Origin of the sequence: Amphritea atlantica, assembly GCF_900111095.1 — a bacterium.
GTDB lineage: Bacteria > Pseudomonadota > Gammaproteobacteria > Pseudomonadales > Balneatricaceae > Amphritea > Amphritea atlantica.
On sequence record NZ_FOGB01000016.1, the window covers coordinates 86,957 to 111,631 of the forward strand.

26 protein-coding genes and 1 tRNA gene are annotated in these 24,675 nt (G+C 50.4%); 5 read left to right on the forward strand and 22 right to left on the reverse strand.

Annotated elements, in window-relative coordinates; all coding sequences use genetic code 11:
• Positions 1-118: 118 nt before the first annotated feature.
• The 6 genes from BMY09_RS19165 to BMY09_RS19190 all read right to left on the reverse strand — a co-directional run bounded on the left by BMY09_RS19165 (position 119) and on the right by BMY09_RS19190 (position 5,790).
• Positions 119-2,038 carry a flagellar hook protein FlgE gene (locus BMY09_RS19165; protein ID WP_091361469.1) on the reverse strand — a complete coding sequence of 640 codons (1,920 nt, stop codon included), beginning with the start codon at positions 2,036-2,038 and terminating at the stop codon, positions 119-121.
• Between the two features lie 14 nt (positions 2,039-2,052).
• Entirely contained in the window at positions 2,053-2,727 is a 675-nt protein-coding gene (locus tag BMY09_RS19170; protein ID WP_091361470.1) for a flagellar hook assembly protein FlgD, read from the reverse strand.
• A 41-nt stretch (positions 2,728-2,768) separates the two neighbouring features.
• The gene (flgC, locus tag BMY09_RS19175) at positions 2,769-3,203 is read right to left on the reverse strand and encodes a flagellar basal body rod protein FlgC (protein ID WP_091361473.1); all 435 of its coding nucleotides are present in this window, start codon (positions 3,201-3,203) and stop codon (positions 2,769-2,771) included.
• Positions 3,204-3,205: 2 nt separating this feature from the next.
• Complete coding sequence (flgB, locus tag BMY09_RS19180) at positions 3,206-3,607, reverse strand: flagellar basal body rod protein FlgB (RefSeq protein ID WP_091361475.1); 402 nt, start codon at positions 3,605-3,607, stop codon at positions 3,206-3,208.
• A 373-nt stretch (positions 3,608-3,980) separates the two neighbouring features.
• Positions 3,981-4,826: a CheR family methyltransferase gene (locus BMY09_RS19185; RefSeq protein ID WP_342721915.1), complete on the reverse strand. Its 846-nt coding sequence runs from the start codon at positions 4,824-4,826 to the stop codon at positions 3,981-3,983.
• 28 nt (positions 4,827-4,854) lie between these two features.
• Positions 4,855-5,790, reverse strand: a complete 936-nt coding sequence (locus BMY09_RS19190) for a chemotaxis protein CheV (RefSeq protein WP_091361478.1) — start codon at positions 5,788-5,790, stop codon at positions 4,855-4,857.
• Positions 5,791-6,011: 221 nt separating this feature from the next.
• Here BMY09_RS19190 and flgA point away from each other — a divergent pair, with 221 nt between their 5' ends.
• The 4 genes from flgA (at position 6,012) to BMY09_RS19210 (ending at position 7,629) form a co-directional block, all read left to right on the forward strand.
• Entirely contained in the window at positions 6,012-6,569 is a 558-nt protein-coding gene (flgA, locus tag BMY09_RS19195) for a flagellar basal body P-ring formation chaperone FlgA (RefSeq protein ID WP_261832972.1), read from the forward strand.
• Positions 6,570-6,686: 117 nt separating this feature from the next.
• Positions 6,687-7,001, forward strand: a complete 315-nt coding sequence (gene flgM / locus BMY09_RS19200; RefSeq protein WP_091361481.1) for a flagellar biosynthesis anti-sigma factor FlgM — start codon at positions 6,687-6,689, stop codon at positions 6,999-7,001.
• 5 nt (positions 7,002-7,006) lie between these two features.
• Positions 7,007-7,495: a flagella synthesis protein FlgN gene (locus BMY09_RS19205; protein WP_175483599.1), complete on the forward strand. Its 489-nt coding sequence runs from the start codon at positions 7,007-7,009 to the stop codon at positions 7,493-7,495.
• A 58-nt stretch (positions 7,496-7,553) separates the two neighbouring features.
• Positions 7,554-7,629: transfer RNA gene (locus BMY09_RS19210), tRNA-Arg, on the forward strand.
• Between the two features lie 61 nt (positions 7,630-7,690).
• On the opposite strand, the gene BMY09_RS19215 is transcribed toward BMY09_RS19210, so the two are convergent.
• The 6 genes from BMY09_RS19215 to BMY09_RS19240 all read right to left on the reverse strand — a co-directional run bounded on the left by BMY09_RS19215 (position 7,691) and on the right by BMY09_RS19240 (position 15,734).
• Positions 7,691-8,650, reverse strand: a complete 960-nt coding sequence (locus tag BMY09_RS19215; protein ID WP_217647477.1) for a sensor domain-containing diguanylate cyclase — start codon at positions 8,648-8,650, stop codon at positions 7,691-7,693.
• 329 nt (positions 8,651-8,979) lie between these two features.
• Entirely contained in the window at positions 8,980-9,159 is a 180-nt protein-coding gene (locus BMY09_RS19220; protein ID WP_091361487.1) for a hypothetical protein, read from the reverse strand.
• Between the two features lie 253 nt (positions 9,160-9,412).
• On the reverse strand, positions 9,413-10,723 hold the full coding sequence (locus tag BMY09_RS19225; RefSeq protein ID WP_091361488.1) for a DUF1329 domain-containing protein: 1,311 nt from the start codon (positions 10,721-10,723) through the stop codon (positions 9,413-9,415).
• 30 nt (positions 10,724-10,753) lie between these two features.
• The gene (locus tag BMY09_RS19230) at positions 10,754-12,370 is read right to left on the reverse strand and encodes a DUF1302 family protein (protein ID WP_245756630.1); all 1,617 of its coding nucleotides are present in this window, start codon (positions 12,368-12,370) and stop codon (positions 10,754-10,756) included.
• Between the two features lie 27 nt (positions 12,371-12,397).
• Entirely contained in the window at positions 12,398-14,842 is a 2,445-nt protein-coding gene (locus BMY09_RS19235; protein WP_091361492.1) for an efflux RND transporter permease subunit, read from the reverse strand.
• Positions 14,843-14,891: 49 nt separating this feature from the next.
• Positions 14,892-15,734 carry a WD40/YVTN/BNR-like repeat-containing protein gene (locus BMY09_RS19240; RefSeq protein ID WP_245756631.1) on the reverse strand — a complete coding sequence of 281 codons (843 nt, stop codon included), beginning with the start codon at positions 15,732-15,734 and terminating at the stop codon, positions 14,892-14,894.
• Positions 15,735-16,002: 268 nt separating this feature from the next.
• Between BMY09_RS19240 and BMY09_RS19245 the strand changes: the two genes are divergently transcribed.
• A complete protein-coding gene (locus BMY09_RS19245) occupies positions 16,003-16,923 on the forward strand; it encodes a LysR family transcriptional regulator (RefSeq protein WP_091361495.1) in 921 nt (306 codons plus the stop codon).
• 72 nt (positions 16,924-16,995) lie between these two features.
• Here BMY09_RS19245 and BMY09_RS19250 read toward each other — a convergent pair whose 3' ends face one another.
• From BMY09_RS19250 to BMY09_RS19295, 10 genes are all read right to left on the reverse strand, one after another.
• The gene (locus BMY09_RS19250; protein ID WP_091361497.1) at positions 16,996-17,319 is read right to left on the reverse strand and encodes a 2Fe-2S iron-sulfur cluster binding domain-containing protein; all 324 of its coding nucleotides are present in this window, start codon (positions 17,317-17,319) and stop codon (positions 16,996-16,998) included.
• Entirely contained in the window at positions 17,312-17,737 is a 426-nt protein-coding gene (locus tag BMY09_RS19255) for a tautomerase family protein (RefSeq protein WP_091361499.1), read from the reverse strand. Before BMY09_RS19255 ends, BMY09_RS19250 begins: the two co-directional genes overlap by 8 nt.
• 93 nt (positions 17,738-17,830) lie before the next feature.
• Positions 17,831-18,607, reverse strand: a complete 777-nt coding sequence (locus BMY09_RS19260; RefSeq protein WP_091361501.1) for an SDR family NAD(P)-dependent oxidoreductase — start codon at positions 18,605-18,607, stop codon at positions 17,831-17,833.
• 24 nt (positions 18,608-18,631) lie between these two features.
• Positions 18,632-19,675, reverse strand: a complete 1,044-nt coding sequence (gene dmpG / locus BMY09_RS19265) for a 4-hydroxy-2-oxovalerate aldolase (protein WP_091361502.1) — start codon at positions 19,673-19,675, stop codon at positions 18,632-18,634.
• Positions 19,672-20,589, reverse strand: a complete 918-nt coding sequence (locus BMY09_RS19270; RefSeq protein WP_091361504.1) for an acetaldehyde dehydrogenase (acetylating) — start codon at positions 20,587-20,589, stop codon at positions 19,672-19,674. The genes dmpG and BMY09_RS19270 overlap by 4 nt, the downstream gene beginning before the upstream one ends.
• Complete coding sequence (locus tag BMY09_RS19275) at positions 20,586-20,813, reverse strand: tautomerase family protein (RefSeq protein ID WP_091361506.1); 228 nt, start codon at positions 20,811-20,813, stop codon at positions 20,586-20,588. The genes BMY09_RS19270 and BMY09_RS19275 overlap by 4 nt, the downstream gene beginning before the upstream one ends.
• 9 nt (positions 20,814-20,822) lie before the next feature.
• A complete protein-coding gene (dmpH, locus tag BMY09_RS19280) occupies positions 20,823-21,620 on the reverse strand; it encodes a 2-oxo-3-hexenedioate decarboxylase (RefSeq protein ID WP_091361507.1) in 798 nt (265 codons plus the stop codon).
• A complete protein-coding gene (gene dmpE / locus BMY09_RS19285; RefSeq protein ID WP_091361518.1) occupies positions 21,617-22,414 on the reverse strand; it encodes a 2-oxopent-4-enoate hydratase in 798 nt (265 codons plus the stop codon). The genes dmpH and dmpE overlap by 4 nt, the downstream gene beginning before the upstream one ends.
• Positions 22,415-22,421: 7 nt before the next feature.
• On the reverse strand, positions 22,422-23,882 hold the full coding sequence (locus BMY09_RS19290) for a 2-hydroxymuconic semialdehyde dehydrogenase (RefSeq protein ID WP_091361509.1): 1,461 nt from the start codon (positions 23,880-23,882) through the stop codon (positions 22,422-22,424).
• 230 nt (positions 23,883-24,112) lie between these two features.
• Positions 24,113-24,675, reverse strand: a 563-nt coding sequence (locus BMY09_RS19295; RefSeq protein WP_175483600.1) for a VOC family protein, incomplete at its 5' end; no start/stop codon positions are given.

Sequence of the window (24,675 nt, forward strand, 5' to 3'; positions counted from 1 at the left end):
GCCGCTTTAGGGTTAAAAATTCACTACCCTGTAAAATGCAACGGCTGTGCCAATCTTTATAAAAGACATAAAAAAGGCGACCGAAGTCGCCTTTTGAAAATAATGCATCAAACCATAATCAGATCTGCAGAATAGCCTGAGTCACCGTATTCAGGGTTTCCAGTGTTTTCGAGTTAGCCTGGAAGTTACGTTGAGCCTCAATCAGTCGTACCAGCTCAGTGGACAGGTCAACGTTTGATTGTTCCAGCGCGGCAGAACGCAGGCTACCGTTCAAACCAGTTCCCGGAGGGTTAAGCACCGCATTACCTGAAGTCAGTGTTGCACCCCATTCGGTATCACCCGCTGGCTGCAGGCCTGACTGGTTTTCAAAGGTTGCGAACGCTACTACACCGAGGTTCTGCTTCTGACCATTGGAGAAGGCAGCAACCATCTCACCCGTTTCAGCAAAGCTCACCCCGATCAGGTCCCCCTTGGTGTAACCATCCTGAGAAGACGCTTTAACAATTGATGCGGACGCAAACTGTGTACTATTGGACAGATCCAGATTGATCAGAGTCTCCGTATTCGCCGGATCAGCACCCTTAATGGTTAACTGAGGCGCGGTGGCGCCGCGGGAAAAGGTCGTTCCGTTGACACTGTTCAGGAAACCCGTCGTGGGATCGAAGCCCAGCATCACAGAACCCACTTCACTCAGGGTATCCTGCGGTTTAATTGCAAAACCTGACTCACCCGGATCCACACTTTTACCGATATCCAGCAGTTCAGTACCGTTAAGGTAGGCGAACATCTGATACTGCCCACGATAACTGTTATCGCCTTCATAGGTACGCTCTGGAATCGCTGTCAAAACAGTTCCACCGGTCTCTGAGACACTGAATTCTGAGCCGATGTTGCCGTAGTCCGCTTTAAAACGGATATCCAGCCTGAACGATCCCGCTTCATCCACAACCGTCACTGACTCAACATTGGGGTTTCGGTCTTTAATATCGGTCTCTCTTGCACGGATCTGATCAGCTATATCATTTAGTGTTGGCACCGTCGGACTGGTAGCAATTTCAATCGGAACACCGCCAATCGTCAGGGTTGTATCAGCCGCAGGCACCGCTAAGGTATAGGAGTAGTTCTCGTTTGCGTCACGCTCAGTCGGCTCAGGTGTAATATCAGCACCGCCGGCGTCATTGATCAGCATATCACCATAGCTGCTGTATTTAGCATAGGTCTCAAAACTGATAGTTCCCTCTGCAGCATTATAAGCAAGGGTCGTTGTATCAATACGCTTATCAGTGCTTTTCAGGGTATCCAGAGCAACCGGATCAGGAGTACCGGCAGCATCAAAACTAACGTTGACACCACTGATCGTTAAGTTAGTAGGCACAGCTGCAGAAACCGTATAAACATCACGAACCGGACGCTGCTCAACGATATTGTATTTAACCGTGTTTTCATTACCCAGGCTGTCAAAGGTTCGCACTGTCGTACTGTAAGTGAACGAAGAAGGTACATCCTTATCATAAGGCGTACTCAACAGCGTTGGGTCCGCTGCATCATTGATGTTAAACGACAAACCAATATTGTTAGTTGCCTGGGGAGGACTTTCCTTCTGGTCAACTGCCAGATTTCCGATAGGCAGACGGTTACCCTGTGAATCCAGACCGTAGCCCTGCAGATATTTACCCGACTTAGAGACCACAAAACCATCTTTATTCAGCTCAAATGCGCCAGCACGGGTGTAGGTCACTCCGCCCTGCCCATCATCCAGCTGGAAGAAACCGGAGCCATTAATCGCCAGATCCAGGTTATTATTGGTAAATTCAGTAGTACCCGCCTGAAAATTCTGTGCAATATCCGTTACGGTCACACCGGAACCGGCGACATTACTGGAACCGGCGCCAACAACCGCGGTTGCATAAATATCACCAAACTCTGTACGCGAGGCCTTAAAACCAATGGTACTGGAGTTCGCGATGTTATTACCGGTTACATCCAGATTAGTTGTTGCCGCCTTAAGCCCTGTTATCGCAGTATTAAAACCCGCCATGATTCTTCTCCGATTTACCCAATTCGTTTGACATCACTGAAGTCGACCGAGCCAGCATCGGTATTTACCTTCATACCGATACCATTTTGCCCCAGCGTGACGCTATTGACGTTATAAGCAATAAAGCTGCTAGCCGTTTTATAATTACCATCAACCTGCGCTTCAGCGACAACCCGATACTCCCCTGGAGGACGATCACCGGCATTCCACACAAAATAGTGGTCTCCACTACTCTGACTACCCATCTCAACCTCATCAATAAGATTGTTGGCGCTGTCATAGATAGAAACCCGCAGGTTCTCGGTGCTCACAGGCAGTTCAACTACCCCTCTGATTTCACCTGATTCACCTACCTGAGCCACATCAGTCTTGGCATAAACATCCTGACCAATCATGGACGACGCCTGCAACGCAGCCTGACTGGACAGTAGTGAAGCCGACATGTTTTCCATCGTCGTATTCAGTTTGGCGATATTTTCCACCGTACTCATACTGGCGATCTGCTGCATAAACTCGCTGGTTTCTGCTGGACTCGTGGGATCCTGATTCTGCAACTGTGCAATCATCAGTTTCATAAACATCTCACTGTCAGCGTTGCCACTGCCCTGTGTCGATGTGGAATTACTCTGATTCTGCGCATTGATCTTGTCGTAGATCGATTGCGTTCCCGAAACGTCGTTAACACTCATAACATATACCTCACATCAGGCTTTCATCGCATCACTAAGGCTTACTGGCCCAGCGTCAGAGCCTTCTGCATCATCTGTTTTGCCGTATTCATGATCTCAGCATTTATCTGAAAAGAGCGTGACGCCGAGATCATATCCGCCATCTCTTCTACAACATTCACATTCGGGTAGTAGACATAACCATTCTCATCCGCCATCGGGTGATCCGGGTTATACTCCTGACGCAGCGGGGCATCACTTTCAACGATCCCTGAGATTGAAACCCCCTGACCCGCCTGCGTCCCCATGGGTATTCCGCCAGGCTGCAGATTATCGGTTTGTTTCAGCTCAAACACTGGCTTACGGGCGCGATAGGTTTCACCGGCACTGCTGCTGACACTCTCAGCATTGGCCATATTACTGGCAGTGGTATTGAGCCGCACCGTCTGTGCACTCATCGCTGAGCCTGCAATATCAAAAACATTACCCAGAGACATGGTTATTCACCCCTAATCGCATTACTAAGACCTTTGAACTTTTTATTCAGAAACTGAAATGAAGCCTGATAATCAACAGCATTTTTGCTATAACGAGCCATCTCTTCCTGAACATCCACCGTATTACCATCGATACTCGGCTGACTGGGAATCCGGTACATCAACTCCGCAGCAAAGTCAGAGTCGATTAATCCCTGGTTGTGTCCGGCATGGGTGCGGGCCATTTGCAATGGCTGTTGCCCCTCCTGAACACCCTGCAGAATACTTTTAAAATCGATATCCCGGGCTTTGTAATTTGGCGTATCAGCGTTAGCGATATTATTTGCCAGAATTTCAGCACGCTGAATTCGCAGGCCCACCGCCTGTTCATGAATTCCCAGTGCTTTGTCAAAGCTGATTGCCATCGATTTGCCTCAAAGTGTCCGGTTTCAGATCTTCTTACTCCAACAATGCAAGAGCGATACCAATACAAATAATTACTTTTAAAACAAAGGCTTAATATTTTTCCTATGGCGATGCGGCAACACTTATCCGGGAGATAGCGGCAAAGCGGCAATGCAAAACGGAGAGCGGCAATAGAGGGGGCGAGGCCAAAAATGAAATTTTCCGTCCAGGCCTGATAGACACAGATATGACAGCGTGCTTACAAAGTGCTGTCTGTTTTAATGATCTATCGAACAGTTGCAAAGAAGGTTTTTGCGAGCGATGAGTAAGGCACACGCTTTGTGACGTTCTAACGACGAGAGCCACATAACTAAAAAACGCACTCAGGGCGCGTTATTTAGCTTTATAGATGATGCCCGGGCGGCAATGAACCATTTCAAACAGATTATTCAGCTCACCAATAGACTCGGATGCACCAAGAAGCAGATAACCACCTGGTTTGAGTGTTTTATGGATTTTCGTCAGAATTTCACGCTTACGCTCAGACGAAAAATAGATCAGTACATTACGGCAAAAAACAATATCGCAGGGACCAATACCTGTATAGGCGCCAAGCAAGTTCATCTCTCTGAAGGTCACCCGTTTTTTAATCTTCGGCAACAGGGACCAGCCATCATGTTTCCCCGGTACGAAGAACTTCTTCAGTCGATCCTGCGACAGCCCTCTCCCCAGCGCCAGCATCTCATACTCAGCCAGGCGTGCCTGCTCCAATACCCGGGTGCTGATATCAGTAGCAATAATCTCCTCACCCAGTCTGAACGCTGCAGGGTTCTGCTCCTTAAACTCATCAATAATCATACTGATAGAGTAGGGTTCCTGTCCGGTAGAACAGGCGGCTGACCAGACCTTAAGCCGCTGAGTGCCCGCCTGCTTTTCGGCCAGCTCAGGTAGCAGCTTATCTTTTAATATTTCATAGGGATGTATATCGCGAAACCAGAGAGTCTCATTGGTCGTCATCGCATTGATGACCTCCTCTTTCAGAAGACTGTTGCCTGGACGTTCCAGAGTTACCACAAGCTGACCCAATGAATCAAACTGCCCATCAATAAGAATTTTACTTAAGCGACTCTCCACCAGGTATTGCTTGTGTTTTGCCAGTAGTATGCCGCATGCCTGTTCAAGAAACTGGCAAAACTGATCAAACTCCTGTTGAGTAATCCTTATTTTCTGGCCGTTCAGAACACCATCCTCTTGCGTATTGTATTAATCACCCCTCTACTGACTCTATTCGCTGAATCACCGCTTCAGCCAACTCGTCCGGATTAAACTTGCCAATAAAGGCATCAGCACCAACACGCTTCACCATCGCCAGATTGAAGCGACCACTCAGTGAACTGTGTAACATCACGTATAAAGGCTTGAGACGAATATCCTCACGAATCTTCTTCACCAGAGTATAGCCATCCATCTGCGGCATTTCGATATCGGAAATCACCATCAGAAACGTATCGGTCATCCGCTGATCTTTGTCAGCCATCTCTGTCAGCATATCAAGGGCCGCCTTACCATCGTTCGCCGTGGTCACCTTTATATTCAGGTTTTCCAGTGCTTTCTTTACCTGTGTCCGGGCCACACTGGAATCATCGACAACCAGAATATGGTATTGCGCAGCATTCTTCTTGAAGCTCTCAGTAACTTTGGTTGTCTTTACATCAGTACTCACAGGAATAAGATCAGCCAGCACCTGCTCAACATCAAGAATCTCAATCAGGCCTCCTTCATGCTGAACAACGGCGGTCAGATAGTTCTTCTCATTGGTTTCAATAGGTGGAGGACTGACCTGATCCCATTTGGCAGGCAGAATACGATCAACATTGCGCACCAAAAACGCCAGAACCCGGCGGTTATACTCTGATACGATCAGAAAACAGTTCAACCGATCCTCTGCGGGGATGGGCTCTGCGCCAATTGCCTGAGAAAGATCAATCACCGGAATCGTTTCCCCACGGATATGGGCCAGGCCTTTAAGAGCAGTGGTCTGCTTTGGAATACCTGTCAATTCAGGACAGGTCAGAACTTCCCGGACTTTGAAGACATTGATACCATATTCCTGGTCATCATTAAGCCCAAACAAAAGCAGTTCCAGGCGGTTCTGTCCCGCCATATTGGTACGTTGGTTTACAGTACTGTTTATACCTGACATGATGCTCTCTGTACTATGCGTTACCTGAACATTGCCAACATTATTGATGAGTAGCAATGCGAACTTCCGGATCAAGCGTGAAAAAAAACATATTCTCCACAATAATCACACTTATAGCTATGTTAGTCGTGCCAGTAAAGAGCACTCTGGCCGCTGAAACAGACTCGATTAGCCAAAAAGCACAGCGATTCCTGGAGCAACAGTACCAGAAAACAGCCCCCATGGCGCGCACTGTCGTCAGAGTATCCCCCCTGGCACCCACCCTGGATAAACGCCGCTGCAATGGCCCGATATCCTTTATTCATGCACCCGGCAGGGCAACCCGAATAACGGCCAAAGCGATCTGTAATCAACCTGTATGGACTATTTTTATCACTGCTACCATTGAGCAGTGGCAACCTGTTGTGGTCTCCAGCCGGGCACTGAGTAAAGGCACCATTTTGGGTGATTCTGATATCTATCTGAAAGAGTATGACACCAAAAGTCTGTCTTCAGCCTACTTTACCAACCCCGGAGAGCTGATCGGCAGAGAGGTCAAGCGGTCGCTTGCCTCTAACCAGATCATCTCTCCGACGCTGGTTGAAAAAAGATTACTGATCCGAAAAGGAGACCTTGTCTATATCGAAGCCAGAAAAGGGACTATGACCGTCCGCATGACCGGTACCGCCGAACAGGACGGTTCTCTGGGAGAGCAGATCAGTGTAATCAACAGCCGTTCAGGCAAACAGGTTCACGGATATGTAAAGAGCCAGGGGGTGGTTTCAGTCAATGGTCAATAGCAGCCCTCGCAGGCCGATATTTGAGCTGCTATACTGGGCTCATTAATTTACAAATAGCATTAAAGTTTTCCACCAGCGCGCCGATAGCTGTATTCAGAACAGCATGAGGACCAGAAAATGGTTATTGATATCACGGGTTTAACGTCTTCTTCACAGGCGGCTAACTCTCGTGCCAAGGTAAATGATCAGCCTGCAGCCGGGAGTAAATCTCAGCAGACTACTGCGCCAGAGACACCCGTCTCAGCGGGAGTCAGCCTGAGCGATGCTGCACAGGCAGTACAGAAAAGTGTCGGACAGGTCGTTGAAGAGGGCATCTCTGTCAATGAGCAGAAAGTTGCCGAGCTGAAAGCTGCAATAGATGACGGCAGTTATCAGATCAACTATGAAAGTACCGCTCGCGGTCTGTTCCAGATCGAAAGCATGCTGGATTGATACCGTTGAGCGCACAGCCACCACTCGATCAAATTAATGCCCTGACCACTCAGGGCATTACTTTTCTTACAGCACTGAGTGAATTGCTTGATGCAGAGTACCAGGCGCTTCAGCAGCGCAACATCGAGCATCTACAGGAACTGGTAGAAAAGAAAACCGATATTCTTCAACAACTGGAAGAAAACAACCAGACCCGCAATCAACTCTTTATCGCTGCCGGTATAACCCCCGACAAAGAGGGTCTGCAAAGCTATCAGGTACAGCTAAACAATACTGAATCAACGTCATTCCGCTCATGCTGGATAGAACTGGAGCAGGCACTGCATCAGGTCAATGATAAGAATAAGCGCAATGAGATTATCATCAGCCGCAACAGCCGCAACCTGGAACAACTGATGAGCATCATCAGAGGCCAGAACCAGAAAAATACCCTTTACAATCAAAGCGGCGGAAAAGGTAACTACGCTGCCCAGAACAGCCTGGGAAAAGCCTGATTTTTTTCGATTTACCCGTGACCTCAGGCGCCAGAACAAGTAGAATCCCTGCCACTGCCTCCCCGTAGTTCAACCGGATAGAATAGGGCCCTCCTAAGGCTTAGATAGGGGTTCGAGTCCCTTCGGGGAGGCCATTCCTGATTCTGTCGTTTCAGCTATCAACTAATAAAACGATCCCAGAAAGAGTACTTCCTGCTAATAACAGGTCCGATTACGGCCACCGCCTTTGGCCCGATAGAGTGCCTTATCCGCTCTGGCAACCAGAGACTCTTTGTTATCACTCGCTTGCGCCTGTACCAGCCCGGCGCTCAGGCTGACATTAATAACCTGCCCTGAGCCGGTTCTGAAATCCACTTCTGATAGTTCTAATCGAAGCCGTTCCACCGCGGTGAATGCATCATTGATCTCCACTTGCGGCATGATGATAACGAACTCCTCACCACCATAGCGATAAGCGCTATCGACACAACGCAGATGTGACTTTATTAAAAAACCTAATTTTCGCAGTACCTGATCGCCAAACGGGTGCCCAAAGCGATCATTAACATCCTTAAAAAAATCCAGATCAAGCATGCACAGCGTCAGGGGTTGCTTATAGCGGCGAGATCTTTCAAGCTCATGTTCCAGCTCGTTATAGAAATGTCTGGCGTTGTACAGCTGAGTTAAGTCATCAACCTGGCTCAGTTCTCGATAGCGTTGCTCGCGTTCGGTTAACTCAAACTCAGCTTTCTTACGATCAGAGATAACCACCAGTGTTTCGATAGCGCCTATAATCTCACTGTTTTCATCTTTGATAGGCGAGGCTGTAAAGGATAACCACTCCCCTCCTATACCGATATCAGGAAAAAAATCCTCTGCCATAAAGGCGCCCGGAAGAACGTCTGATGGATGATACTTAGCTGCATAGAACTGATCCAGCTCGGGTATATTCACCCCGGCGACAATCAGGTCTGCCATGGTCGGCCTTTTATTCTTGTAAAAGGGTCGCCACTGATCCTGAGTACCAACCACATCACGACTACTCAGTCCTGAAGCAATTTCCAGTGAGACATTCCAGTGGGTAATCACATGTTGAGTATTGATAATGAAGGCAGGAATCGGAATGTTATCCAGCAGATTTCCAATACCGATTCCATCTAGCTTCTTTTTTGACACAGATAGATCGCTCTCATTCAAATTACCACGTTGAATACAGCATCGAGCATTCAAGAACAGGGGTTGTTAGCCCGCCTTTGATTTAATATCCAATTGTAACCAAGGAATGAAAAACGGCCTATAGCACCTTAGATTAAGCTCTTATTGAGCTTTTAAATAAGGCAGGAGGATCTTAAAAAAAATGCCCCGCTGATAGACAGCAGAGTATAAAGTGGGAGTGAGTTGAGAGAATCCCCCGAACAGGGGACCTGAAGGTCGATACGCTAAACTGAATAATAACCGGCTGACGTTGATAACCACATGCCGCCATCGCAAACGATGAGCCGTTGCTACTCATTACTCATCAGTAACTCATGCCCTACTACTTCATCGATGACTGCATAGGGGATGCGGTACTCCTTCTCCTCATATTTAACCAGGGCGTAGTCATAACACATTTTCAGAATAATACAGTTGGCCACCTGACCATCCTTCACCACACGAATAATATTGCGATTATGAAGCAGCATCTCTAAACCCTTTAACATCTTAATAAGTAGAATCATTCTACCACTATAGATATTGCAGACATATCCGCTACAGACGAAAGAGTGGCGTAGCCGCTATTGGCAGATGCACTGAAGAAGAATCGGCAGACCCGGTTAGAAAAAGACCATCCCTGGCCAAAAGAGTGCTAAACCACAACAGCATGGAGGGGTCATGCTGATGATAGGCGGGATATCTCCGATACCCCGCTGATGCGACACGACGTTGTCGTGACGATTACCTACCGGAGGCCCGCAGATTTTGTACCGTCATCTTACTCTCCGGTGTCAGTTCAGGATCGATAATTCCTTTGAACTGACCCGTAGTACAGTGCTGCGCCTGCATGTCGATCATGGTAAAGGAGTCATCAATTGAAACACCACTGCCCTTGTTCTGCGGCAGGTGATGATCAGGATGCGCCTGACCAATACTGAAGCTCTTCCAGATTGCACCATTTCTGTCGTACGTTACTGTACGGGGAATAGTGAATGTCTGTGCATCAATGAAATGCTGACGTTTACTGATCGGATGGTTTGGATCAAGCGGCTCACCTTCAAGTTGATACACCTTACGCAGCTGATAGGTAACGTTCGGGAAACAGTTACCCTTGCCACCGTATGAGATCATCTGATAACCGTCTTCATCCTTAGGAATCTCGGTATCCAATGGCATATCATTGTGGTTATACATCGGCAGCAACATGTTGCGGGTGCCTTTGTAGGTCCATTTCATATCGGAAATACGTCCGTTATACCCTTCAAAGTCTTCGATCATAATATCCGAGCCCAGAAATGCATCGGTAACCTGACCAGAAGACAAACGACGTACGCGACGCTGGAAACCCAGATACAGATAGGCGTTGTCCCGCTTAAGATCATCCTCAAACCGCTGAATCAGCAACTGAGTGTTCTTCACATCAAAGGGTTCCAGTACCTCCAGATAGGTGGCGCGGAACAGATTTGAAGGGTTTGGCGTAATGGCCGGAACCGGGGCCTGCTGAGTACGATGAGTAAAGTTCAGAAAGTTAAAATTGAACTTCAGTGTTCGCTCAGCCTTGCCGCTGTTCATATCTTTGAAGGTCCAGTAAAACGGCCAGATCGCAGCAGAATCACCCCAGTTGTAACCATATTTGAAGTTCCACGCCAGCTTTTCACCCGCACGCGGATCATCCATGGAGGGTTCCTGAGGGAAGGGACGGCCCGCTACCGAGCCGCTGATCTCACCGACCTTATCGCCCAGTTTGACATCGTTCATATACTTACGGGTCGCGTCAACATAGCTCTTATTGAGATCGAAAGAGGTGGTTTCACCCACTTTTATCTCGGTATCACCGGCTTTAATAAAATCATACATCGCCGGATCGATAATCTCTTTAAACTGATCAACATTTGCCTGGTTGATGGTCATCCCGGCACTTAAGCCCTGATAGGTTGGGACACCATTTTTATACGGATAAAATGCATTCTGTACATCCTGCTCAGTGGCAGCCATTGCTGACGCAGATACAATCGTCGTCAACGCCAGAGAGATAAAGGTTTTCTTAAACATAATGGTTTACCTTCTTATCGTTATATTTATTTAGAAGCTGTAACGCACGGACAGCTGGAATTCGTCTTCCTGATTGGCTACACCGATCGGGCCGTTCAGGAATCGCGCCAAAGGCTCGGTCTGACCGCCTGCAGGTGCACCGCCGGCCACAGACCATGGGAAGGTTTTCTTGCCGCCCTCTTTAATATTGAAAGCCGCATTAACCTTCCAGTGGTCATTGATCAGATAGTCAATGCTGGGAGCGACTGCGGTGGCTTCTGCTGCAAAATCATGGGCAATAATAATTTGCGGGCTGAGACGGTTATTCATATAAAAGCCTTTGAATAACAGTGTTGCGATCCAGTTATCCTTCTTGTTGGGCATATCTCTTTCGTGATCAAGAATATGTTCACCAAACAGCTGAGTGGATAACAGGAAGGCACTATTGGTGCCAAGCTCAGGAATAATGATGTTTTTGTCAAAGCCGATTACATAACGAAGCATATCGGTCTTCTTATAACCATCGGTATCACGGGCTAACTCTTCACCCTCGGTATAGGCCGTCTCCAGACGCCAGACAGCATCCTGATCCATCGAGTAGTAATCGATTGAGCCGCCCAGAAGATTGACCTCTGGGAAATGGATATCGAACAACCCGAAATTACTACCCGGTCCGCCCAACGCATGGATAGAAGGCAGCTGTTGACGATAGTGCAGTGCATTCAGTGAGAAGGTGGTATCACCATAAACGCCTTCCCACTTGGCACCAAACTGGGTATTTCTCAGTGACCACTCATAATCAACCACATCATTAATGACGTAGGGGCCACCACCGTTAATGCGTGACGCAAAGAAACAGCCGCCATCAAGAATTGCATAGGGCTGACCACAGGTACCCAGATTACTGGGACGGAACTTATCAATATTCCACACCAGGGAGAAGTTGGAATCATCAAATACCTTATTTGGACCCATGCGCCACTCTGCGGTGAGCATCCACTGAGGTATACGAATATCTTCCAGCTCGTCGTAGATATTATGCCGGGAGTAATCCACCGGGTTGATCACATCCAGCACGCGGAACAGGTCGGTTTTACCCCAGACGACCTGTTGCTTACCAAAACTGAGATTCAGAACAGTACCGCTGTCCAGCTGTTTATCGGCGCTGATATAGAGTTCGCGGATAAAGTCCAGCTGATCATTAAAATCGGGATAACGGACATCATTTTCAGACTGATCCATATAACCATCAAGGTTGTTACACAGCTGAGGATCATTCTCACATGGCAGTGGTGTTCCGGGTGCCAGAATCGCTGTCGAGATGTCCTGACCATGCCAGTTTTCACCCAGATAGTTTGCCTGTGCATCTTTGCCGTACTCGTCACTGTTAAGATCGTAAACACCATCATAGGTGGCCCGCAACGTACCGTTAATTGAGACGTTATCCCAACCATCGGTTTCCAGCTGTTTGGAAAACTCTGCCTGGGCTGTATTACGGAACTTAGATAAACCAACACCATCACGCACGTAGGTGGCATTTTCGACGAAACCTGCCCACTCAGTATCGGCCGCAACCGCAGCGGTGCTTAGTCCCAGTGACATGGCAGTGACTCCCATAGCCACACCGGCAGCCACCTTATTCATCGTCATTATTATTGTTTTCGACATGTTTAACCCCTTTCAGGTTTTTGGTTTTTAACAAACGGGTGTCGTAGCGCTTTTGGGTGAACGATCATCACCCAGCGCATCCGCGTGGATCACACCATCCTCATCTTCATAGGCGGCACAAATAAATTTAGGTTTGAACACCAGCACCCAGGCAGGTACCAGCAACATTGCCGCAGCACCGTTGAGAATAACCATCACGCTCAGCAGTAGTGCAGCATCGGACTGGAAGCGCAGATCAGATAGCACCACCCACATGACAATGCCAGCGATCAGAGTGATAGCGGTGAAACTCACCGCCAGGCCCGTAGTCCGGATCGCGGTACGTACCGCAGCACTCAGGTTATGCTGCAACACCATCTCAGAGCGGATGCGGTCCATCATGTAGATGGAATAGTCAATCCCAACCCCGACGCCGACCGCGATGATCGGCACGGTGTTGATATTGATCCCCATCCCGGTGATGCCCATATAGGCGTAGGTCAGCGTGGTGGCGAACATCATCGCCATGAACATCATCATGCCAGCCTGCAGCGAGGTGTAGAAAAACATCACCATGGCGAAGATCAGCAGGAACACCAGCGGCAGCACCCAGAGATTGGTCTCATAGGCGGCTTCATTCATCGCCGCAGTGACCCCAATAGTGCCCCCCGCCAGACGGATCTTCAGTCCCTCGACCTTGCCTTCATTGGCATCGATCCACTGCTTGGCGGTGTAGATTGCCCGGCGAATAGTCTCGCCCTGATGGTCTTTGTAATAGAACACCAGATTGGCGACCCGCTCATCGGTATCGACAAACTCATTCAGTGCCCCGGGGATCGGGCTGGACATCATGTAGGTAAACATCAGCCCCCCCACATACTGAGCATCATCGGGGATCTGCATCCAGCGCGGATCATCGTTGTGCAGTAGACGATTCACCTGTTTAACAAGATCGGGAATCCCTTTGGCACCACCGACGCCGGGGTCCATCAGCATATGACGTTCAAGGTCTGCCAGCGCTTTCAATACTTCCGGCCGTTTGATGCCGCCTTTCTCACTGGTTTCAGCGACGATATAGAGCTCTTCCGAGCCTGGGAAACTGTCATTAATAGCACCGGAAGAGACGTTATAGTCGTGATCCTGATAGAGAATCGGTGAGCCTGGCTCCGATTCACCAATCACCACTTTCGATGAGGCATACCAGCCTCCCACCAATAGCAGCGCACCGATCAGCAATGCATTCTTAGCCGCCTTACGGGTACTGATCAGGTCCGCGCAGACATAACCCACATTACGAAATACATTGTGTTTTACGGCATAGTTTTTTGGTTTCGGCAACACCGACAGCAACATCGGCACCGCCAGCAATACGGTAATGATGATCGACAGAGCCCACAGCGAGGCATAATGCGCCAGCTTTGTGTTCAGCGGGATGGAACCGATGGCGATCAACAACAAACCGATCGCATCAGACACCACCCCAAGACTGCCAGGACGGAACAGACTTTCGAAGGTCTGCTTAGCGGCTTTGTGATGGTCCGCATGGTCATTCAGTTCCAGATAGTAACGTTCAACAATCTGGATACCGTGAGACATCGCCCGGGCAGAAATAAGGAAAGGGATCACCAGCCCCAATGGATCGAGGTTGTAGCCAAACAGGGAGATAATCCCCAGCCCCCAGATAGTTGATACCACCACTGCGGCCAGCGGGATCAACACGCCATAGGCTTTACGGAAATAGAACACCAGCAGCGCAATCATAATCAGCGCGGTAAACATAAAGATCTGGATAATCTGTCCCAGATACTGATAGGCCCAGCCCACCAGCATTGGCTGCCCGGTCACATGAATGCTGAAACCCTCTGCGCCCTCATCGGCACGCATCTGCTGAATCGCATCAAAGGTTTTAACGTAATCCAGCTGACCCTCGTTAAGCTGCGCTTTCACCAGCGCCATCTTCATATCCGGACTGACCAGAGGGCCATAGACACGGGGGTTGGCGACAATGTCCTGACGCAACGTTTCCAGCTCAGCCGCACTCAATTCGCCACCCTGCGGATCATAATAGGATTCAGAATTCACGTTGCCCTCAGGCGTCATCCATACTTTGCGGGAGTTGCGATGGGTGATACTGGCCACCAGGTTGTGGTTAACCCCCGGCAGGTTATCCACCGCCTGAGTGATACGGTGAATCCGCGCCAGCGCTTCATTACTGAAGATATCGCCGTTTTCAACCTCAACCCCGACGATCACCACATTGGCACCGCCAAAGGACTCCTTAATCTCGTTATGCAACACGATATAGGGGTGTTCCTGAGGCAACAGATCGGCAAAATCAGAATACATTTTTACGCCGGGAATCTGGCTGGCAAAGAACAGAGTAACTACCAGAATCAGCCCCAGCACAATTTTAGGGCTATTGAAAATCCGCTCATCCAGATTGTGTAGCAGATGAGTAATCTTATGGGATTGTGCAGATGCTTTATCAGACATATCCGTAGTTCCAGAAATTATTATTATTTAAATCCGCCTGCAGAAAGGCTCAGATATCGACCGTAAAGAGGGCTCCCCAGCCGCCGGATACCAGCAGGCGTTTGTCATCCAGTAACTTGCCGTCCCGCAGGTAGACCGGAATATTGGGGCTATCCAGTTTGCGCCAGCGGTCGTCCTGCCGTTCCAATACCGTGCCGTGGTCTCCAAAGGCGAACAACCGGCCATCCCGGGCGTAAAAGTTATAGATCGGTGAATCAGTCGGGGTATCCTCAGTCTGCCAGCTCTGGCCAGCATCATCGGTGTATAGAATGGTGCCTCCCAGCCCTGCGACCCAGCCGGTTGAGGGATCACTGAAATAGCTGGTCATGGGGAAAAACTCGTTGGGGATCGGATCGAGCATCGTCCAGTTTTCACCACCATCCTCAGAGCGGGCCAGCAGTCCAAACTCCCCGGTGGCAATCAGATTCTGACTATCAAAAAACTGCACCGTAGAGATGGCGGCATCTTCGTTGAGGCTCTGTTCAGTCCAGCTGGCACCTTTATCATGACTACTGACCAGGGTGCTGAAACTACCGGCAGCCCAGTAACTGTTATCAGGCCCACAGGCCACTGAGGTCAGGCTTTCCTGAGTGGGGATGTCACTGCTGTGCCAATGCTGTCCCTGGTCTTCACTGATCCACAGCTGATGCTCCATACTCAGGGCGATAAGTGACTGATCGGGACAGAGTTTTATATCGACAAAGTTGGGATTGTTACTCAATTGCTGCCGCTGCCAGTTAAGCTCGCTAGCAGGACTGGTCAGCACCACGCCATCGGAACCGACAACAACCACCTGATTCTGGCTGACTGCCACACCCAGCAACTGATCGGTGCGATGCACCGCTTTACTCATCTCTGTTTCAACCCCCTCAAGATTCAGGGGAGCCTCGCATCCTGCGAGAAAAGTTGTCAGAGCAAAAACTAACGTTGATCTGAGCTGCCTGTTATTTGTTATTTTTATAAACATGACTTACGCCTGCACTGTTTACTAATGTTGGGAGAATTCTCACTCCTGACAGACAAAATAACGCAGGCAACTCATTACCATCCAATACTATTGATATTCCATCTTAATACTTTTAAGGTATCAATGAATTCAAACCGAAACAGGTGAACGAATAATGGATCTGCGTAAACTCAGATATTTCAAGGTGGTGGCGGATGAGAAACATATCGGCAGAGCGGCCAAAGTACTGCATATTTCACAGCCGCCGCTGACCCGACAGATTCAGCAACTCGAGGAAGAATTAGGCGTCACTCTTTTCAGTCGCAACCCTAAAGGGATGGAGCTGACCGATGCAGGGGCACTACTGAGGGAGGAGGTGAGAAATATTTTCAGCCTCATAGAGCAGGCGACTGAGCGCACCCAGAAAGCGGGACAGGGACGCCTTGGCCGTATGGATATCGCTATATTTGGTTCCGGTATCATGGGGGATATCCCCAAGATGCTGCTGTTCTTCAAAGAGCGTTACCCGGAAGTCAATATCGTCCTTCATACCATGGGTAAGGGTGAGCAAATTAAGGCACTGAGACAGAAGCGTATCAGCGTAGGTTTTAACCGCTTACTGGCCCCCCTGGCGGATATCAGCTCAGAGCTGGTATCAATGGAAAAGCTCAGACTGGCGATCAGCACCAAACACCCGATGGCGTCACTGGAACATATACCCTTTGAAAAAATCAGAGAGTTTCCTCTGGTGATGTACCCAACAGCGGGGCGCCCTAACTTTATCGACAAGACTATCAGGCTCTGCCAACTGGCCGGATTCACCCCCGATATATCCCAGGAGGTCGGTGATGCGGTTACCGGAGTCGCCCTGGTTGCCAGTGGCTTTGGCGCCTGTTTGGTGCCCGAATCAGCCACCGTGCTAAGCATTCCCGGCGTAGTCTATAAGCCGCTGTCTGATACACCGGATGAAGCAGAGGTCGATCTGAGCTGCATCTACAGAAACGATGATGAGTCACCGTTGCTAAAGGCGTTTCTCGAAACCCTGAAGGAGTTTCGTACCATCAAGGATAACCGCAGCCTGGATGAACTGTGCTAAGCGTAGCAGAACAGTGCCCCGAAGCACTCTCCAGAGCTCTGATAGAAAAAAATAAAGAGGGCTAGCGCAATGCTATTCGGATGGTTCCCGTTTGGCGAGAATATTTTTTGACATTTTACCGATCACCGCAATCTCAAGATCACTTTCAGGAAAGGTGCGACAGGCAAGCACACAGCCCGCTTCCAGTTCAGCTTCACTCACATGACAGCGACTCATCACCTGACGGCTATACTCGCCGGACAGCACCCTGACTTTACATACCCCACAACCACCACCCCGGCAGCCCAGAGGAATCCCTTTTTTGCCCAGCCGCGCCATGCCATGGAGAACTGATTCATTTTCCCGGCAATCATAGGCTTCATCCTGTTCTGCCAGGGTTACCCGAAAACTAGCCATTGCCCTGCCCCTGTTTGCGGGCATCCACTTCCGCTTTTCTCACAGCACTGGCGGGGTTTCCGGCAATATACCAGTCCTCCGGCCTGACTAAGCTGCAATAGCCTCTGATCAGTGAGCGATCAATGTTGAGGGTATGACATAGCAGTTGAGTAAACTGTTCGCCGATTGCCGTTCGCTGCTCCAGAGAACGTCCCTCCAGCACAATGAACTCAAAGAACGCCATTATCTTTTCAGAATCGCTACAAACCTCACCGCCAACCGCGACATAATCCGGGTTATAGCTGCTTATAAACACCCGCGTCCGTTCAATCGGGCTGTCCAGCACCTCAGCATAGATGGCACTGGCCTGTTGTAATATCTGCCGGGCGGATTCCTGGGTAATCAGTGCTTCGGACAGATGGAATTTTGCGACTGGCATCGTTTAGCATCCTGTTATTGTTATCACTGCTTATGCGCCTGTTGTTTTAATAATAGAAGAACTCCGTGAATCCAGAGTTCTTCGCTATATTTTCTATGGCAATCCCCGACGACGCCCAGAGTCCAGCATCAGTGTTGATCCGGTCATAGCGGTCGCTTCCGGATCGATCAGCATATCCACTGCCCAGGCCACCTGCTCTGGCGTGGTGAAGGCACTGATAGAGGACTCCGCTTTCATCTCATCCAGCACATCATCAACCGTACAGCCGCGCATCTCTGCCCGGGCCACAGCAACATTTCTCAACCGTTCGGTATCAGCAGGGCCTGGCGCTATGACATGCGCTGTGATACCCCGGTCACCGTAAGCCAGACTCAGCTGCCGCGAAACGTTGAACAACGCAGCATTAGCAACACCAGCAGAGGCGGCGTAGGCGGTGGGTTCAAGACCGTAGTGGCCACCAATAGAGATCAGTCGGCTGCCCTCAGTCAGAAAACTGTCGGCAGCCCGACTCAGGCGCAACAAGCCACCGACTTTGATATTCACAGCATCAACCATTGTCGCCGTTGGCGCTTCGAGAATTCCGCCAGCCACGCCAACACCCGGGCCGTGCACCACCGCCCTGACAGCGCTATTCAAAACAGCGCCATCCAGCACTGTACGAATCGCCTCAATGGCGCTGTCATCACTGATATCAGCCACACAGGGAGTGACACCCGCATGGGTTTCTGACAAGGCCTGCAAACTGGTTGCTGAACGCGCTACAGCAACCACCTTCAGCCCTCGATTCAATAATCGCCCGACAATCGCCTGACCAAAAGCGCCGGTTGCTCCGACCACAATCGCCGTTTCACCCTTAAAATCTGTTTTCATCTCAACCGCCTTTCAGTCGACCCGTTAAAAATTCTGTTTCAATAAACCACGCTGTTTCGCCATGGTCATCGCGGTGTCCTGAATCATATCCTCCTGACCACCGATCATCTTTTTGCGTCCCAGTTCCACCAGGATATCCCGGGCCGGAACACCAAACCTTTCTGCAGCACGTTTGGCATGCAAAAGGAAAGTCGAATAAACCCCGGCATAGCCGAGGGTCAGAGAGTCCTTATCCACCCGGACAATGTGATCCATCATCGGGAAGATAATCTCATCGGCAATATCCATAGTTTTAAACAGATCGACACCGGTTTCGATGCCCATCCGTTCGCAGACCGCGATAAAGACTTCCAGTGGCGTATTACCCGCCCCAGCTCCCAGACCGGCCACTGAGCCATCAATACGTGATGCACCCGCCGCAATAGCCGCGATGGAGTTGGAGATTCCCAGCCCCATATTGTGGTGGCCATGGAAACCGATCTCCGTTTCCGGTTTCAGGACATCCCGAAGAGCAGTGACACGTTGAGTAACATCTTCCGGCAACATGAAGCCAGCAGAATCAGTGATATAGACAGTATTGGCACCGTAGGACTCCATTTTTTTCGCTTCCTGAGCCAGCGAACTGGCATCAGACAGGTGAGACATCATCAGAAAACCGGTGGTATCCATCCCCAACTCACGGGCACAGGCAATATGCTGCGGCGAGGTGTCCGCTTCGGTACAGTGGGTTGCCACATGTACGCTGCGGGCGCCTGAATCATAGGCGGACTTCAGCTCTTTCATGGTGCCCAGCCCCGGCAGCAGCAGGACAGATACCACCGCCTGCTTCATCCGCGACGCAACCGCTTCAATATATTCTTCATTACTGGCCAGGGCGAAACCATGCTGCAGCGAGTTGCCGCCCAGACCCGCCCCGTGGGTCACCTGAATATAGGGCATCCCGGCATCATCGAGAGCGGTCGCAACTTTGACCATCTGCTCGACCGAGATCTGTTCCCGCTTGGCATGCATACCATCGCGCAGACACATATCATGCAGAATGACTTTACGTCCGTTCAGATCGCTCATGACGCCACCTCCACAGGGTTTAGTTGAATTGTTCCGGCGAGTATCTCCTCGGCAAACATCTCCGCTGTACGGGTTGCCGCAGCCGTCATAATATCGAGGTTACCGGCATACTTAGGCAGATAATCCCCCAGCCCCTCAACCTCCATAAACACAGCGACCTTATTGCCCTCAAAGCTCGGGCCATTCACCAGTTTGTAACCCGGTACATACTTCTGCACCTCTTTGATCATCGCCAGCACCGACGCGGTGATTTTTTCCTCGTCCGGCTCGCCTTCGGTGAGACAGTAGATGGTGTTACGCATAATCATCGGTGGTTCTGCCGGGTTGATAATCGCCAGCGCCTTACCCTTTTTCGCACCGCCTACCACTTCAATCGCGTTGGAAGTGGTATAGGTAAATTCGTCAAGATTAGCCCGGGTGCCGGGACCGATCGATTTAGAGGAGAGGCTGGCGATAATTTCAGCGTATTCGACGCCCTGTATCTGCGACACAGCACTGACAATCGGAATCGTCGCCTGACCCGCACAGGAGATCATATTGACGTTCATCTCCACTTTTTCAGCATGCTGCTTCAGGTTTACCGGCGGTACACACAAAGGGCCTATCGCTGCGGGCGTCAGATCGATCATCATCACCCCAAGTTCATTCAGCTTGCGGCTGTTCTCGGCATGCACATAAGCACTGGTGGCATCAAACGCGATCTGAATCTCATCTTCCAACACATGAGGGAGTAAGCCGTCAATGCCTTCATAGGTGGTTTTCAATCCCATCGCAGCGGCCCGTGTCAGACCTTCTGATTCAGGATCGATACCGACCATCCACACCGGCTCCAGCAGTTCGCTGCGCTGTATTTTATAGATCAGATCGGTGCCAATGTTGCCTGATCCGATCAATGCACATCTGATCTTTTTCATGACTTATCCTCTTCCATAAGGGAGGCTAACCTGGCCTGATCGGATGCCCGCCCTGCTCGTCCTCCCACATAGAACTCATCTTTTTTATGTTCGGTTACCAGAATACGTACGGTATCGATGCTGACACCAAAACCTTCTGCCGCAGCCTTAGAGATGGCTGCCGCTGCGCGGGCCTTAATCTCTGAGCTACGTCCTTCCAAAATATGAACTTCAATAATCGGCATAATTATCCCTCACTCCCCAAACCGGACAGAGATCGAACCCAGCTCCTGGAACCGGGCAATAACGTGGTCTCCAGGCGACACGGCAACTGCAGCAGTGATCCCTCCACTCATGACAAAACTACCTGCAGGCAGCTCCTCTCCCATATCGGCGAGGATATTCACCAGCATGGCAACCGCGGCCGCCGGATGGTCCATCACCGCCGCAGCGGCACCCATCTCAACAATCTCACCATTTTTTTCCAGTACTGCACCGATGGTGGGCAGATCCAGCTCGTCCACATAACGGGGACGACCACCGCCGACAAAACGCGCTGACGAGCCGTTGTCTGCGACCACGCTTTCCAGATCAAATTTAAAACCGGAAAAGCGTGAATCGATCACCTCAATCGCGGGCAGTACATAATCGGTTGCCTGCAGCACATCCTCTGCGGTGCAGCCCGGCCCCACCAGTTTTTCCCGGGTGACAAATGCGATTTCACACTCGACCCGTGGATGCACCAGATCAGCGGTTGATATCACCGAGTTTTCCGGGCGGGCCATCTTGTCGGTCAAAAAGCCAATTGAGGGCTGATCGACCCCCATCTGCTTCATCTTCGCCCGGGAAGTCAGTCCCGCTTTCCAGCCAATCAGCTTATGGCCCTGTTCTATAAAGCGCTTGCGTAACTCAGTCTGAATCGCATAGCCATCGGCCATGGTCATCGACGGGTATTCATCAGTCAGTTTAGGGATTGCATAGGCCCGGGTTTGTGCGCCTTCAACACGTTCACATAAGCGGACTACCGCCTCTCGGCTCAGGGTCGTTTTCATACCGCGCTTCTCCCGGAAAATTTAACCTTACAGCGGCCAAGACCACCGACATTGCACTCGAGTTCGTCACCGTGCTGCACCGCCACCAGCTCCGACTGGGAGCCTGACAGAATCACCTCACCGGCCTTAAAGGGGATACCCAGCTCACCCAGAGTGTTTGCCAGCCAGGCAACCGCATTCGCCGGCGATCCCTGCACCGCAGCCCCCACACTGGTTGAGTAGAGTTCACCATTTTTATGCAGCACCATCCCCGCCAGGGTCAGATCCAGTTTGCGCGGATCGCCTTGCACATCACCCAGCACGTAAACACCACAGGAAGCGTTGTCGGCAACGGTGTCCTGAATTTTGATTTTCCAGTCGGTTATGCGGGAATCGACAATTTCGAAACAGGGCACCACATAGTCGGTCGCCCGGATCACATCCATCGCGGTAATACCGGGGCCGTTGAGATCCTCTTTAAGAACGAACGCCAGCTCTGCCTCAGCTTTCGGCTGAATCAAGCCGTCCAGATCGATAACATTGTCTCCAGCGATCAGCATATCCGAGGTAAGAATGCCAAAATCAGGCTGATACACCCCCAGAAACTGCTGTACCGGTTTACTGGTGACACCGATCTTTTTGCCGACCACGGTCTCCCCCGCTTCCAGTCGACGGGCGATAAAACGTTGTTGTATCTGGTAGGCCTGTTCCAGCGTGATATCCAGATCCCGCTCGGTAAAAGGGGTAATCGTGCTGCGTGTCAGAAATGCGCTATACAGCTCATCACCCAACGAGTTAATTAAATCCTTATCCATAACCACCTCACAGTTTGACGCAGACATTGCGCATCTCGGTATAAAACTCGAGAGAGTGCACACCGCCTTCACGACCGATTCCGGACTGTTTCGCCCCCCCGAATGCGGTTCTCAGATCCCTCAGGAACCAGCTGTTAATCCAGGTAATGCCAACATCAATCGCTGCCGCCATGCGGTGAGCACGGGCCAGATCATTGGTCCAGATAGTAGTGGAAAGTCCATACTCATTGGCATTGGCGTTGCCAACAACCTCCTGCTCATTATCAAAGGGACAGATATGGCAGCAGGGGCCAAAGATCTCTTCGCGGACAACGCTGGCCGTTTCCGGCAGGCCAGTCCAGATCGTAGGTTGAACCCAGTTACCTTCAGCCAGTTCAGCGGGCATCTCAGGGATTCCCCCGCCAGTAACCACCGTGGCCCCCTCTTCCACCGCTTTGCGATAGTAAGAGAGCACTTTATCCTGATGTTCCCGACTGATCAGCGGACCATAGTTGGACCCGTGGTTTTCAGGACGGCCATACTTCACCCCTTCCGCTTTCTGCTTTAATGCATTGACGAATCGTTCAAAGAGAGGCCGTTCGACATAAACCTTCTCTGTGCCCAGACAGACCTGACCGGTATTCAGAAAAGCTGAACGAAAAATGCCATCCACGGCGGCATCAAAATCGGCATCAGCGAACACAATGCCGGCGTTTTTCCCACCCATCTCAAAAGACACATCGCGACACCCTTCGGCGGCCGCTTTCATAATGGCAGTGCCGGTTCGGGTTTCACCGGTAAAGGTAATGGCATCCACCGACCGGTTCTGCGTCAGAAACTCACCGGCCGAATCGGGGCCAAAACCGTGTACCACATTAAACACACCCTTAGGAAGGCCAACGCTGTTCATCACTTCACCCAGCAGGGTGGTGGTCAGCGGCGTTTCTTCGGAGGGTTTGACCACCACGGTGTTGCCGCACGCCAGTGCCGGCCCCACTTTCCAGGTCATCAGCAGGAAGGGAGCGTTCCAGGGGGAGATAACGCCAATAACACCTTTCGGCACCCGTAGCCCATAGTTGAGGGCACCACGACCATCGGGAGTGGCCATCTGATAGCTTTCGGTGGGTACATTCTTAATAATGTCGGCAAACACTTTGAAGTTAGCTGCCCCCCGGGGGATAAAAGCATGGGTCATCACATGGTGCGGCTGACCGGTATCCGCCATCTCTGCGTCGACAAAATCATCAAAGCGACGGGTAATCTCATCGGCAACGCCGTACAGAAGATCAACCCGCTGATCGACAGTTAACTGACCCCACTCTCCGGTCAAAGCCGCTTTTGCTGCTGCCACGGCACGATCAACATCGACACGGCCGGCTTCAGCGACAGTGGCAATGACGCGGTTATCCACAGGTGAGCGCTTGTCAAACCGGCGCCCCGATTCAGCCCCAACAAACTCACCATTTATAAAGTTATTAACTTGATGCATTGCTGCTCACCTTTGTTTGATTACTGCTGGCATCTTTCTATTCCATCCAGTTTATGCAGCCATTCAGATACCGTCTAATACTGTTTATAGACACAACTAATACTTATTAGGTATCAAAACTAAGCTTAGAATCCTTCAGGAAGGTGCAATCAGTAACCTGTACAAATTTAAAAAGGTTAAGAAGGTTAAAAACTGCATAGCGATCATTCGCTATGCAGTTGAGTTAATTATCAAGTGACGATTGTCAGGAATGACTCATGCAGTTTGCGTTGCGGATAATCCAACCCCTGAGGGAAATGATCCCAGTCCCAGGTGATGGTTTCGTAATCAGGATAGGGCTGATAACCACCCATGAAGGTTTCAAAGCGGTTACCGGAAGGGTCCCAGGCATAGATAGTACAGCCGCGGGTAATGCCGTGACGGGTCGGGCCAATATCCACGGAAACCTCATTCATCGACATAATATCACCGGCACGCAGCACCTTCTCCCAGCTCTCCATCAGAAACGAACAGTGGTGCAACTTGCCAGGCTCCGGGTGTTCAACAAAAGCGATATCGTGGACTTTGTGGGAACAGGACAGCCACAGCGCGGCTTCAAACTCACCATCCTCAGCCAATACCCGCTCTACCAGGAAGAAACCCAGAATCTCTTCGAAGATCTTTTTGTTAGCGGCCACATTCGGTCCGTACAACAACATGTGGTCCAGTCGAACCGGCGCAATACCATGTTCACTGGCCTCATTCCAGGGCCCCGGATTGGCATTGGTCAGGCCATTACCGACGGCGCTCTTCT